The 13,497-nt window shown below is 36.6% G+C and carries 8 protein-coding genes, 2 tRNA genes and 2 rRNA genes (1 of these 12 only partly in view); 1 reads left to right on the forward strand and 11 read right to left on the reverse strand.

Annotation, left to right across the window (positions count from 1 at the left end):
• The 4 genes from NAB20_RS01855 to NAB20_RS01870 form a co-directional block, all read right to left on the reverse strand.
• Positions 1 to 1,918: ribosomal RNA gene (locus NAB20_RS01855) — 23S ribosomal RNA — on the reverse strand (it extends 993 nt beyond the left edge of the window).
• Positions 1,919 to 2,125: 207 nt separating this feature from the next.
• A tRNA-Ala gene (locus tag NAB20_RS01860) sits at positions 2,126 to 2,199 on the reverse strand.
• 113 nt (positions 2,200 to 2,312) lie between these two features.
• A tRNA-Ile gene (locus NAB20_RS01865) sits at positions 2,313 to 2,386 on the reverse strand.
• Positions 2,387 to 2,482: 96 nt separating this feature from the next.
• A 16S ribosomal RNA gene (locus NAB20_RS01870) occupies positions 2,483 to 3,998 on the reverse strand.
• The 16S and 23S rRNA genes sit together here with 2 tRNA genes alongside, the layout of an rRNA operon.
• 1,231 nt (positions 3,999 to 5,229) lie before the next feature.
• Between NAB20_RS01870 and NAB20_RS01875 the strand changes: the two genes are divergently transcribed.
• The gene (locus NAB20_RS01875) at positions 5,230 to 5,628 is read left to right on the forward strand and encodes a hypothetical protein (protein WP_123901257.1); all 399 of its coding nucleotides are present in this window, start codon (positions 5,230 to 5,232) and stop codon (positions 5,626 to 5,628) included.
• Positions 5,629 to 5,671: 43 nt separating this feature from the next.
• On the opposite strand, the gene NAB20_RS01880 is transcribed toward NAB20_RS01875, so the two are convergent.
• From NAB20_RS01880 to nrfD, 7 genes are all read right to left on the reverse strand, one after another.
• A complete protein-coding gene (locus tag NAB20_RS01880; protein ID WP_105195310.1) occupies positions 5,672 to 6,352 on the reverse strand; it encodes a porin family protein in 681 nt (226 codons plus the stop codon).
• A 95-nt stretch (positions 6,353 to 6,447) separates the two neighbouring features.
• Complete coding sequence (locus NAB20_RS01885) at positions 6,448 to 8,250, reverse strand: cbb3-type cytochrome c oxidase subunit I (RefSeq protein ID WP_105195311.1); 1,803 nt, start codon at positions 8,248 to 8,250, stop codon at positions 6,448 to 6,450.
• Between the two features lie 32 nt (positions 8,251 to 8,282).
• Positions 8,283 to 9,461: a cytochrome c oxidase subunit II gene (locus tag NAB20_RS01890; RefSeq protein ID WP_105195312.1), complete on the reverse strand. Its 1,179-nt coding sequence runs from the start codon at positions 9,459 to 9,461 to the stop codon at positions 8,283 to 8,285.
• A 19-nt stretch (positions 9,462 to 9,480) separates the two neighbouring features.
• Positions 9,481 to 10,962 (reverse strand): quinol:cytochrome C oxidoreductase, encoded by a 1,482-nt coding sequence (locus NAB20_RS01895; protein WP_105195313.1) that lies wholly within the window; start codon positions 10,960 to 10,962, stop codon positions 9,481 to 9,483.
• Positions 10,963 to 10,981: 19 nt separating this feature from the next.
• The gene (locus tag NAB20_RS01900) at positions 10,982 to 11,530 is read right to left on the reverse strand and encodes a cytochrome c (protein ID WP_088391662.1); all 549 of its coding nucleotides are present in this window, start codon (positions 11,528 to 11,530) and stop codon (positions 10,982 to 10,984) included.
• A gap of 7 nt (positions 11,531 to 11,537) precedes the next feature.
• Positions 11,538 to 12,062: a DUF3341 domain-containing protein gene (locus tag NAB20_RS01905; protein ID WP_060381573.1), complete on the reverse strand. Its 525-nt coding sequence runs from the start codon at positions 12,060 to 12,062 to the stop codon at positions 11,538 to 11,540.
• A gap of 6 nt (positions 12,063 to 12,068) precedes the next feature.
• Positions 12,069 to 13,475: an NrfD/PsrC family molybdoenzyme membrane anchor subunit gene (gene nrfD, locus NAB20_RS01910; protein ID WP_088391664.1), complete on the reverse strand. Its 1,407-nt coding sequence runs from the start codon at positions 13,473 to 13,475 to the stop codon at positions 12,069 to 12,071.
• Positions 13,476 to 13,497: the final 22 nt, after the last annotated feature.

The raw sequence follows: 13,497 nt of genomic DNA on the forward strand, positions 1-13,497 counted from the left end.
CAATGCTTCTCCGAAGATAACATCTCCTCTTAACCTTCCAGCACCGGGCAGGTGTCAGGCCCTATACGTCATCTTACGATTTTGCAGAGCCCTGTGTTTTTGATAAACAGTCGCCTGGACCTTTTCACTGCGGCCAGCTTGCGCTGGCGACCTTTCTCCCGAAGTTACAGGTCTATTTTGCCTAATTCCTTAGCCATGAATCTCTCGAGCGCCTTAGGATACTCTCCTCAACTACCTGTGTCGGTTTACGGTACGGGTACTTATAATCTATGTTTAGAAGGTTTTCTTGGCAGCCTTTAGGTACACTATCCCTTCATCCGAAGAATCCGAGTACTATCGCATTTCACCAGTCCCAGCGGATTTGCCTACCGGGCCTTTAGCTAAGTGCTTTAACGAACTATTCCGTCAGTTCGCGGTACTTTCACCACTGCGTCACTCCATCACAATTATAACTAGTACGGGAATATTAACCCGTTGGCCATCGACTACTCCTTTCGGATTTGCCTTAGGACCCGACTAACCCGCAGCTGATTAGCATAGCTGCGGAAACCTTAGTTTTTCGGCGGGGGTGTTTCTCGCACCCCTTATCGTTACTTATGCCTACATTTTCTTTTCTAACCTCTCCAGCACCTCTCACAAGATACCTTCGGCGATGTTAGAATGCTCCCCTACCACTTGTACTTAGTACAAATCCATAGCTTCGGTAGTATGCTTATGCCCGATTATTATCCATGCTCGATCGCTCGACTAGTGAGCTGTTACGCACTCTTTAAATGAATGGCTGCTTCCAAGCCAACATCCTAGCTGTCGATGCAATCAAACCGCGTTTGTTCAACTTAGCATACATTTGGGGACCTTAGCTGATGGTCTGGGTTCTTTCCCTCTCGGACTTGGACCTTAGCACCCAAGCCCTCACTGCTCAATATATTATATAGCATTCGGAGTTTGTCAGGAATTGGTAGGCGGTGAAGCCCCCGCATCCAATCAGTAGCTCTACCTCTATATAACTTAACTTGAGCGCTGCACCTAAATGCATTTCGGGGAGTACGAGCTATTTCCGAGTTTGATTGGCCTTTCACCCCTACCCACAGATCATCCCAAGACTTTTCAACGTCAACGGGTTCGGACCTCCACTTTGGGTTAACAAAGCTTCATCCTGTCCATGGGTAGATCACACGGTTTCGCGTCTACCACTACTGACTTAAGCGTATAAATACGCTTTCAATCCCTTGGATTGAATCGCGCCCTATTCAGACTCGCTTTCGCTACGGATCCGTGACTTAATCACTTAACCTTGCCAGCAACGGTAACTCGTAGGCTCATTATGCAAAAGGCACGCCGTCACAGCTTATGCTGCTCCGACCGCTTGTAGGCGTATGGTTTCAGGTTCTATTTCACTCCGTTATTCACGGTTCTTTTCACCTTTCCCTCACGGTACTGGTTCACTATCGGTCTCTCAGGAGTATTTAGCCTTAGCGGATGGTCCCGCCAGATTCAGACAGGGTTTCACGTGCCCCGCCCTACTCAGGATAACACTATTCTTTATATTCTTTACTTATACGGGACTATCACCCTCTTGGGTTAACCTTTCCAGGTTATTCTAATTCAGTTTACAAGAAATATTGTGGTCCTACAACCCCGTTATTGCCGTAACAACAACGGTTTGGGCTAATGCGCTTTCGCTCGCCACTACTTACGCAATCACTTTTGTTTTCTTCTCCTCCGCCTACTTAGATGTTTCAGTTCAGCGGGTTCGCCTCCTATCGGATACTATGTCTTCAACATAGTGGGTTGCCCCATTGGGATATCTGCGGATCAATTCGTATGTGCCGATCCCCGCAGCTTTTCGCAGCTTATCACGTCCTTCTTCGCCTCTGAGAGCCTAGGCATTCCCCATACGCCCTTATTTTGCTTATTGTTTTCTTTATTATTTTAGCCATTAGTCAATAGCCATAAGCCACTAGTGCCTATTGCTTTTTTACTAATCACTAAAGATGTTCTTTCTACTTGTTTGTATGTTTATCTCAATATGTCAATGAACTTTGAGCCCCCTCCAGCTCCCCCGAAGGGGGAGAGCCGATTGCTCTATGTTCCTCCCCTTTGGGGAGGTTAGGAGGGGCTGTTGTGGAGAATATCGGAGTCGAACCGATGACCTCCTGCGTGCAAGGCAGGCGCTCTAGCCAGCTGAGCTAATCCCCCATTGTCTATTTTGAATGTTGAATTATTTTTTTGAATTATTTTTCAAATTCATCATTTAAAATTTATAATTCAAAATTCGCTTCTAGAATTTCCTTTTTTATAACTTTAAATAGTAGTCCCGGGCAGACTCGAACTGCCGACCCCTACATTATCAGTGTAGTACTCTAACCAGCTGAGCTACGAGACTCTGTATTTTAAGCCTTTTCTTTTTTTTGAATTAACAGCGAGAGTAAGATTTTAATTTAATTTTAATTTTAAATCACATCCTTTTTTTTGTCTCTAGAAAGGAGGTGTTCCAGCCGCACCTTCCGGTACGGCTACCTTGTTACGACTTAGCCCTAGTTACCAGTTTTACCCTAGGCAGCTCCTTGCGGTCACCGACTTCAGGTACCCCCAGCTTCCATGGCTTGACGGGCGGTGTGTACAAGGCCCGGGAACGTATTCACCGCAGCATGGCTGATCTGCGATTACTAGCGAATCCAGCTTCACGGAGTCGAGTTGCAGACTCCGATCCGAACTGAGAACGGTTTTTTAGATTCGCGCCTACTTGCGTAGTGGCTGCTCTCTGTACCGTCCATTGTAGCACGTGTGTAGCCCAAGGCGTAAGGGCCGTGATGATTTGACGTCATCCCCACCTTCCTCACGGTTTGCACCGGCAGTCTTGTTAGAGTTCCCGACCTTACTCGATGGCAACTAACAACAGGGGTTGCGCTCGTTATAGGACTTAACCTGACACCTCACGGCACGAGCTGACGACAACCATGCAGCACCTTGAAAAACGTCCGAAGAAAGATCTGTTTCCAAATCTGTCGTTTCCCATTTAAGCCTTGGTAAGGTTCCTCGCGTATCATCGAATTAAACCACATGCTCCTCCGCTTGTGCGGGCCCCCGTCAATTCCTTTGAGTTTCACTCTTGCGAGCGTACTCCCCAGGTGGGATACTTATCACTTTCGCTTAGCCACTCAGGTTGCCCCAAACAGCTAGTATCCATCGTTTACGGCGTGGACTACCAGGGTATCTAATCCTGTTCGCTCCCCACGCTTTCGTCCATCAGCGTCAATATACTCGTAGTAACCTGCCTTCGCAATTGGTATTCCATGTAATCTCTAAGCATTTCACCGCTACACTACATATTCTAGTTACTTCCAAGTAATTCAAGTCTTACAGTATCAATGGCCGTTTGATCGTTGAGCGACCAGATTTCACCACTGACTTATAAAACCGCCTACGGACCCTTTAAACCCAATGATTCCGGATAACGCTTGGATCCTCCGTATTACCGCGGCTGCTGGCACGGAGTTAGCCGATCCTTATTCTTACAGTACCGTCAAGCTCCCTCGCAAGGGAGTGTTTCTTCCTGTACAAAAGCAGTTTACACACCATAGATGCGTCATCCTGCACGCGGCATGGCTGGGTCAGTCTTGCGACCATTGCCCAATATTCCTCACTGCTGCCTCCCGTAGGAGTCTGGTCCGTGTCTCAGTACCAGTGTGGGGGATCTCCCTCTCAGGACCCCTACCCATCGTGGCCATGGTAAGCCGTTACCTTACCATCTAGCTAATGGGACGCATGCTCATCTTGTACCGTTGGAACTTTAATCATAATGTGAGGCCACATCATAATACTATGGGGTATTAATCCAAATTTCTCTGGGCTATCCCCCTGTACAAGGTAGATTACATACGCGTTACGCACCCGTGCGCCGGTCTCAAAGGAGCAAGCTCCTTCTACCCCTCGACTTGCATGTGTTAAGCCTGCCGCTAGCGTTCATCCTGAGCCAGGATCAAACTCTTCATCGTATATCTTTTGTAACCCTAAGGTTAAATATTGTGGACAAAGAATGCTAGTTTTCTTACTCTCTTAAATTTTATTGTTTTAATATCTCTATTAAAACGTGCTGTCAATCCAATATGTCTATGAACTTTTTATTCTTATTTTTCGCTTTTGACTTTTCGTCTTAGCGGGTGCAAAGGTAAAAATTCTTTTTTAATTTGCAAGACTTTTTTGAAAACTTTTTTTGAAGTAAGCTTCGAAAAATATCTTAACAATAATCTAAAGAACTTCGCTGTTGCGGGTGCAAAGATACGCTCGTTTTTTTCTTTTTTCCTAGTGTTTTGTCTTATTTTTTTAGTTTTTTATTTTAATTGCTGTTTATCAAATAGTTAAAACCTTTTTTCAGCTTACGGAGGTAGATAGTTGAATGTAGATAATAAAAATACTTTTATATTGGGGCGATTCTAAAATTATATTTATTGTCTAAACTTGCATTCTTTTTAACAAAACAATACTATAATAAATGTTGTACTATTTAAGTTATTTTTTTAATTTAAAAAGAACTTTTCAAAATTGACAAAATTTCTAAATTGTTTCTAATATATCCGTATTGCCAACATTTATAAGTTAAATTAAAATCATGTCTTCGAATTTTATTAGATATTAGAATTGCTTATTATCTCTTTTTAGATTGGATCTAATAATGGAATTGTCTATCTTTAATTATGGAATTATATACGATTTTAATCTTTTATTAATTTTCTAACCGAATAAGTTTTCGATTTTATGATAATAAACTTTATTGTATAGTGACTAAAAGATTTTTTTAATAAAAAAGACTTCAATAAATGTGTTTGTTTTAAATTTTATATTAAGTTTATTTTGTATTGGGAATAATGCTTGTATAACGAGGGTAATTAATACAGAATTATCAAATCTGGTAGTTTATATTTTGAATCCGAATATTTAACCTATTATTTAACCTATTATTTAACCTATTATTTAACCTATTATTTAACCTATTATTTAACCTATTATTTAATAAATAAAATGAAACTATTCTTCTCTATTTTTTCTTATATCTTTCATCCTTTATTTATTTCTTTTTATACTATCGTATTTTATAAATTTTCTAATACTGAGTTTTTTCTTTGTCGGTATTGTATAGATTATATATATAAAGCTTTTATTATCACTATTCTTATTCCTATCGCTATTTTTTATTTTTTAATACGATTCAAAAAAATAGAGGATGCTATGATTGGTAATATAAATGAGCGAAAAATACCGTTAGTACTTCAATTAATATTATATGGTATTATAATGTATTTTTTAGTTAATACAGATGAAGCACCCGAATTATTGGATTATTTTTTAGCTAATAGTATGAGTACGTTTATTGCTTTTTGTTTTATTTTTTTAAATAAAAAAATAAGTTTACACATGCTTAGTATAGTAAGCACAAGTTTATGGATAAGTTTTTATTGTAGTAAATTAAATTTTATATCTTTTTTTATTTTGATTCATGTACTTTTTATTTTGACTGTTTCTGTTGGTATATCGAGGTTGATTATGAAAGCTCATACTCCAATAGAATTAATTCAAGGATCTATAATTGGTGCTATTCCACAATTATTTTTAATTTTATATAGATAGGATTTTCTTATACTTCTAGGGCATAATATCTTATAAAATAAAATTATAAGATGTAAAATATTAGACCTAAATTTAGGGAACGAATTTTTTCTGAACTTTCATTAAAAAATGCTTTTCTAAAAAAATCATTTAATCCATAGGAGAGGTAAATGTTTCCACTATTATATCCTGCTGTAAGATATACTGAATAGAGAAAACGATTAAAATCTGGATTATTTACCACTTTATATTCATATTTAGAACTAACAAATTGAGATTGGTTATACAATACATAACTTGCTTTTATTCCCCCATATACTCTCCAAAAGCGATGACTTTGAGGAGTAGAGTTTCGCCAACGAAATTCTAATGGAACGTCAATTGTGACAAATGAAAAACGATTTTTATCATATATTTCCCCTTTTGGAATAATTGAGTATTGAATAAGATCTTCATTTTTTTTTATGAGTAAATTTTGTTTAAAATTAGAATATGAAAAGCCTAAACCTGGTGCAACTGCAAAGGTTCTTAGTTTGTTAATGGGCATATCTCTTAAAAAACCTAAGAAGATACTTCCTGAAGTTGAATTTTGAGAGACACTCTGAGGTTTATTGTTAATTACGTTATAGGTAATTCCAAAATAAAATTGATCTTCTCTGTATAAAGAATCTAATACTTTTATTTCTGGTTGATTTTGCGTAAAACCAAAAAATGGGATAAAAATAAATAAATAAAAGGCTTTCATAAATATTAAAAAGAATCTTAAATCAGTAATAAAGAAAGTATAAAATTAAAAAAAATGCCTCTCAAAGGAGAGGCATTTGAAAAAAGTTTTTATAATTAAGCGTGATGTAATTCTTGTTCGCCTTCTTTCATTGGAACTGTTTGAGGAACAAAATCACCTTCATGTCCTGGCTTAGAATAATCGTAAGCCCAACGATGTACAGTAGGTAATTCTCCTGGCCAGTTACCATGAACATGCTCTACAGGAGCAGTCCATTCTAATGTATTAGATTTCCAAGGATTTTGTTCTGCTTTTTTTCCATAGAAAATACTATAGAAGAAATTCCACATAAATATTAATTGGAAAGCAGCACCTATTAATGCAAAAGCCGTAATTAAAACGTTAACATCTGCTAAGTCATCAAATAAAGGAAAATTAGAATTTGTGTAGTAACGACGTGGTAAACCAGCCATACCAATAAAGTGCATTGGATAGAACACTCCATAAGCACAAACTGCTGTAATCCAGAAATGGATATAACCTAAGGTTTTATTCATCATTCTTCCAAACATTCTAGGGAACCAATGATAAACGCCTGCAAAGAAACCATATAGAGCTGAAATACCCATTACTAAGTGGAAGTGAGCGATTACGAAATATGTATCGTGTACATTAATATCTAACGTAGAGTCACCTAATATAATACCTGTTAAACCTCCTGAGATAAAAGTAGAAACTAAACCTATAGAGAATAACATTGCTGGATTCATTTGTAAATTACCTTTCCATAAAGTTGTAATATAGTTAAAGGCTTTAACAGCAGAAGGGATTGCAATCAATAATGTTGTGAAGGTAAATACAGATCCTAAGAAAGGGTTCATACCTGACAAGAACATGTGATGTCCCCAAACGATTGTTGATAAAAATGCAATAGCTAACATTGAAGCGATCATTGCACGGTAACCAAAAATAGGTTTACGAGCATTTGTAGCAATAATTTCGGATGTGATTCCTAAAGCAGGTAATAATACGATATATACTTCTGGGTGACCTAGGAACCAAAATAAGTGTTCAAATAGTACTGGAGAACCTCCTTGATAATGTAATACTTCTCCTGAAATAAAAATATCAGATAAGAAGAATGATGTTCCTAAACTTCTGTCCATTATTAACATTAAAGCTGCTGATAATAATACAGGGAAAGAAACAATACCAATAATTGCTGTGATAAAGAAAGCCCAAACAGTTAATGGTAAACGTGTCATAGACATCCCTTTAGTTCTTAAATTAATAACTGTAACTACGTAATTTAAAGATCCCATTAAGGAAGAGGCAATAAAGATAGCCATAGAAACTAACCATAAAGTCATACCTGTACCAGAACCTGGAATTGCTTGTGGTAATGCAGATAATGGAGGATATATGGTCCATCCTGCTGATGCTGGTCCTGATTCAACAAATAAAGATGAAATCATAATTACTGCTGAGAGGAAAAACAACCAATAAGAAACCATATTCATAAATCCAGATGCCATATCTCTAGCACCAATTTGTAATGGAATAAGTAAGTTACTGAAAGTACCGCTTAAACCAGCAGTTAATACGAAGAATACCATGATAGTACCATGAATCGTTACTAACGCTAGGTAAATATCATTACGCATTACTCCTCCTGGAGCCATTTTTTCGCCTAAAAACATTTTGAAAACACCAAAAGATTCTTCAGGCCATGCAATTTGCATACGGAATAATAAAGACATTACTACCCCAATGATTCCCATAATAATACCCGTAATTAGGTATTGTTTAGCAATCATCTTATGGTCAATACTAAAAATATATTTAGTAATGAAAGTATCTTTATGGTGGTGTGCGTGATCGTGATCGTGTGCGTGATCGTGCTCATGTGCTGCTGCCATATTTTTCTATTTTAATTTCTTAATAAGTTATATTATTTTTTAACAGCTGTTGAGTCAGCTACTTCAGCTACCACTACAGTATCTGCTTTTTTAGGAGCTTCCATTTCTTTTTTTGCTCCTGCTGCTTCAGCTGCTTTTGCAGCTTGTTCTTCTTTTACTGCTTTAACAATAGTTCCTTTGTCTTTTAACCATGCTTGGAATTGATCTGGTGTATCTACAATAATTTTCATTTGCATATTGTAGTGAGATGCTCCACAAATTTTATTGCATAAAACTAAATAATCAAATGTATAAGGATCTAATGCTGTTTTACCTTCTGCTACTAACTCAGCACTTTTTTTAGCTCTTATTTTATTGATTGCAGCTACTTTTTCTACGATTGCAGGGTCTTGACGCATTTCATCTGTTGTCACAGTAGGAGTAAAAGCAAACTCCGTAACCATACCTGGCACACAGTTCATCTGCGCTCTAAAGTGAGGCATATAGGCTGAGTGAATAATGTCTTGTGAACGCAATTTAAATAACACTTTTTTCCCTTTAGGTATGTGTAATTCTTGAACTGCAATATCATCTTGCGCATTTGGATCATTTAGATCAACACCTAGCGTATTAACTCCTTCAATTAATCTTACATTAGCCTTACCTAATACGTTATCTTTACCTGCATAACGTGCCTCCCAACTAAATTGTTTTGCGTATAATTCAACAACTATTACATCTTCATCCTTATCAACAAACATAATATTTGTCCAAGTATAAAGTCCGTAAAGAATTAAACCCGCTAGAGTTATCACAGGTATAATAGTCCAAATAAATTCTAATTTGTCATTATCCGCATAATATAAAGCTTTTTTACCTTCTTCACCTCGATATTTGAACGCAAAGTAATGTAATAGCACTTGTGTAATTGCTTGTACTAAAAATATAATTCCTAATGAAATTCCCATTAAGCGATCATAATCAGGTCCATGTTCAGATGCTGGTGTACCTAAAGCTAAATGTCCCCATTTTAATAATCCATAGATCATAAAAATGTAAAGGAATCCAAGAAAACCAATCATTAAATATCCATGAACTTTATTATCATTATCGGTAGCAATTTGTGAATCATCACTGTTTCTACCTACTTGAGTCAAGTCGAAAATTTTAGTCATTTGCCATATAGCAACCGATAATAAGACTAAAACTGTTAGAACCAACAAAGTTGTCATCTGTTTTCTTGTTTAATTATTAATAATGAAAATGTTTACTTTCTTCGATATAAGGGTTTCCTTTTGCTAATAAAGGTGCTTTAGATAAAGTGCTAAATACAACGTAAATAAATAACCCTGCAAAGAAAATTACTGATCCAATTTCTGCTGCACCAATAAACCATTGATCTCCTACTGTGGCAGGAAAAATCATATTATGAAAATCTAAATAGTGACCACATAAGATAACCACACCAGCCATCGTAATAATCCAAGGCACTCGTTTGAAATCAGAATTGATTAAAATTAACAATGGGAAGATGAAATTCATTGCAACCATACCAAAAAATGGTAGATTATAATTTTCAATTCTAAATTTAAAATAAGTAACTTCTTCTGGAATATTTGAGTACCACATTAACATGAATTGGGAGAACCATAAATAAGTCCAAAATACAGAAACACCAAACATAAACTTAGCTAAATCATGGAAATGACTATTATTGATGAACTCTAAATATCCATTTGTCTTCAGGTATAAAGTAATTAAAGCAATTACTGTAATACCACTCACAAAGAAAGAAGCAAATACATACCATCCAAATAATGTAGAGAACCAGTGTGGATCTACTGACATGATCCAATCCCATGACATCATTGATTCTGATACTAGAAAGAATGCTAAAAATGCTGCAGATGCTTTAAAATTCTTTTTGTAATATAATAAATCTTTTGTTTCGTCTAAAGCTAATGAATTTTTACGAGTATAATAACGGTAAAAAATCCAACCTCCCAAGAAGATAGCAGCTCTAACTAGAAAGAAAGGTACGTTTAGGTAGCCTGATTTTCCTTTAATTAAATGATCATGGGCAACTACTTCAGGATCCATCCAAATAAACAAATGATTGATATGTATTCCTGCTAGTACTAAAATTACAAATACTACTATACCACCAGGTACTATATAGGATGTGATTGCTTCCATTACTCTAAATAATACTGGAGACCAACCTACTTGAGCAGCCCATTGAATGGCATAAAATGCTAATACTCCTAATGAAATTAGGAATACAAATAATGCTCCTACATATAATGCGGCCCATGGCTTATTTTGCAATTGATGAAAAACATGCTCAATATGTTCTTTATGATCATCATGTGAAGCTATTTCATGTTTTCCTTCAATAGGTTCAGCTACTTTTTCTTCATGAGAAGCTATTTCTGTGTGTACAGCCTCTACTTTTTCAGATAAGGTATCTTGTTTGTTTGTAGAAGTTGCGTCAGAATCATTTGTTGTCATTTTATCAGCATGAGTTTCTTCTTTATGCTCGGAAGTCATTTCATGCTTAATTTCAGCGTTAGCTGGTGCAGCATGGTGTTCTCCATGTGCATCAGCTGCTAATATTTTTTCTACGTCCTCAGTAGTCTTAGGTGCATTGAAAAAACCATACCCTATTCCTAAAAGACCAAGTGCCATTAGGACAAATGATAAGGTTCTTAATTTGCTTGAAAATGTATACATAACTCAATCGCGTATTTTATTATTTTAATTCAGACTTAAGTTTCATTACGTACTCAGCCACTTGCCATCTTTCTTTTTTATTCAATTGATTAGCATGTGAACCCATTGCATTTAAACCATAGGTTTCTACGTGAAAAACGCTACCTACTGTAATAGCACGGTCTTTATAACTAGGTACCCCTAAGAACTTTTCTCTTTGAACTAATTTACCTTTACCATCTCCTTTTTCACCATGACAGGAGATACAGTAAATATCAAATAATTCTTTACCTTTTTCGATATTGACAGCAGAAGAATCCAAAGGTGACTTCATTGCTTTAGATGCTTCATACCCAGCTGGAGTATTTGGCAACTCATAAGGAACAAAGCCTCTCTTGATTGTACCTTGAGCTGGCAACTGTCCTTCTTTACCATTTTTAAAAGCATTTGATTCTGAATAAGTCTCGTAAGCTACAGACTCATACATGTTTGGAAAAAACTGATAGTTTGGCTTATCATCACTTTTACATGAAAACAGTAATGAAGATAACCCCATTATTGCTGTTAAGGAATATACTACTCTTCTCATAATTTTATTAATGCTTTTCTACCACTTTTACTTCCACAGCACCTGTGCTTTGTAAGAAAGAAGTTAATTCGTCTTCATTATTATTAACAGCAACCTCCATTAGAAAGTGGTCATCTGTTGTACGTACATCTGGATTTTCAGCTTCTTTAAATGGCCATAATTTACTTCTCATATAAAAAGTAATTACCATTAAATGGGCTGCAAAAAATACAGTTTCTTCAAACATTACCGGCACAAAAGCTGGCATATTTTGATAAAATGCAAAACTTGGTTTACCTCCAATATCTTGAGGCCAATCATTAATCATAATATTATTTAATAACCAAGTGGCAAATGATAAACCAGTACATCCATATAAGAATGCTGCAATAGCAATTCTTGTAGGTGCTAACCCCATTGCTTTATCTAAACCGTGAACCGGGAATGGAGTATAGACTTCTTCGATATGGTGGTGTGCTTTACGGGTAGCTTTTACAGCATCCATTAAGACATCATCATCATTATATAGTGCATGTATAACTTTATGACTCATGACTTATTAGTGATTATCGTGATTATGACCCTTTTTTTCTCTATCAGCTTTGTAGTTATCACCTGAAGTTTTCAAGATAGTTTTAACCTCTGCTTGAGCTACTACAGGGAATGTTCTTGAATACAATAAGAACAATACAAAGAAGAAACCAATTGTACCTACGAAGATACCTATATCTACAAATGTTGGTGAGAACATTGTCCATGAAGATGGTAAATAATCACGGTGTAATGATGTTACGATGATTACGAAACGTTCAAACCACATACCTATGTTTACAACTATAGAGATGATGAATGAGAACATGATACTCGTTCTTAATTTCTTGAACCACATGAACTGTGGAGAAAACACGTTACAAGTCATCATCGCCCAATATGACCACCAGTAAGGACCTGTAGCACGGTTTAAGAATGCGTATTGTTCGTATTCAACTCCTGAATACCAAGCAACGAATAACTCCGTGATATAGGCACAACCTACGATTGAACCTGTAATCATGATAACGATATTCATTAACTCGATGTGTTGGATAGTAATATAATCTTCTAAGTTCGATACTTTTCTCATGATGATAAGTAACGTATTTACCATGGCGAATCCAGAGAAAATCGCACCCGCAACGAAGTACGGAGGTAAGATAGTTGTATGCCATCCTGGAATAACCGAAGTAGCGAAGTCGAATGATACGATAGTGTGTACCGAAAGTACTAATGGAGTAGCTAAACCAGCTAATACAAGAGAAACCTCTTCAAAACGTTGCCAGTCTTTTGCTCTACCCGACCATCCGAAAGATAATATAGAGTAAATGTGTTTTGTAAATGGCGTTACTGCACGGTCACGTAACATAGCAAAGTCAGGTAATAAACCAGTCCACCAGAAAACTAATGACACTGATAAATACGTTGAAATTGCGAATACGTCCCATAATAAAGGCGAGTTGAAATTAACCCACAACGAACCAAATTGGTTCGGAATAGGCAACACCCAATAACCTAACCATGGACGTCCCATGTGAATAATAGGAAATAGACCTGCTTGAACTACTGAGAAAATAGTCATTGCTTCAGCAGAACGGTTAATAGCCATTCTCCATTTTTGACGGAATAATAACAATACAGCTGAAATTAGTGTACCTGCGTGACCGATACCTACCCACCATACAAAGTTGGTAATATCCCATGCCCAACCTACTGTTTTATTTAAACCCCAGGTACCAATACCTTCGGTTATAGTGTATAGCATACAGCTAGCTCCCCAAAGGAACATAGCTAATGCGATATAAAATACTGTCCACCATTGTTTATTCGCTTTTCCTTCTACAGGACGAGCTACGTCTACCGTTACATCATGGTAGCTTTTGCTACCAAGTACTAAAGGCTTTCTGATAGGTGCTTCGTAATGAGACGACATAATCCTTTATCTTATTTCAATT

This window comes from Flavobacterium davisii (assembly GCF_042182265.1).
In the GTDB taxonomy this organism is placed as follows: domain Bacteria; phylum Bacteroidota; class Bacteroidia; order Flavobacteriales; family Flavobacteriaceae; genus Flavobacterium; species Flavobacterium davisii.

Bases quoted from the DNA above. Each gene is read 5' to 3' on its own strand.
- NAB20_RS01875 (WP_123901257.1), top strand. From the start codon at position 5,230: ATGATTGGTAATATAAATGAGCGAAAAATACCGTTAGTACTTCAATTA.
- NAB20_RS01880 (WP_105195310.1), bottom strand. From the start codon at position 6,352: ATGAAAGCCTTTTATTTATTTATTTTTATCCCATTTTTTGGTTTTACG.
- NAB20_RS01885 (WP_105195311.1), bottom strand. From the start codon at position 8,250: ATGGCAGCAGCACATGAGCACGATCACGCACACGATCACGATCACGCA.
- NAB20_RS01890 (WP_105195312.1), bottom strand. From the start codon at position 9,461: ATGACAACTTTGTTGGTTCTAACAGTTTTAGTCTTATTATCGGTTGCT.
- NAB20_RS01895 (WP_105195313.1), bottom strand. From the start codon at position 10,962: ATGTATACATTTTCAAGCAAATTAAGAACCTTATCATTTGTCCTAATG.
- NAB20_RS01900 (WP_088391662.1), bottom strand. From the start codon at position 11,530: ATGAGAAGAGTAGTATATTCCTTAACAGCAATAATGGGGTTATCTTCA.
- NAB20_RS01905 (WP_060381573.1), bottom strand. From the start codon at position 12,062: ATGAGTCATAAAGTTATACATGCACTATATAATGATGATGATGTCTTA.
- nrfD (WP_088391664.1), bottom strand. From the start codon at position 13,475: ATGTCGTCTCATTACGAAGCACCTATCAGAAAGCCTTTAGTACTTGGT.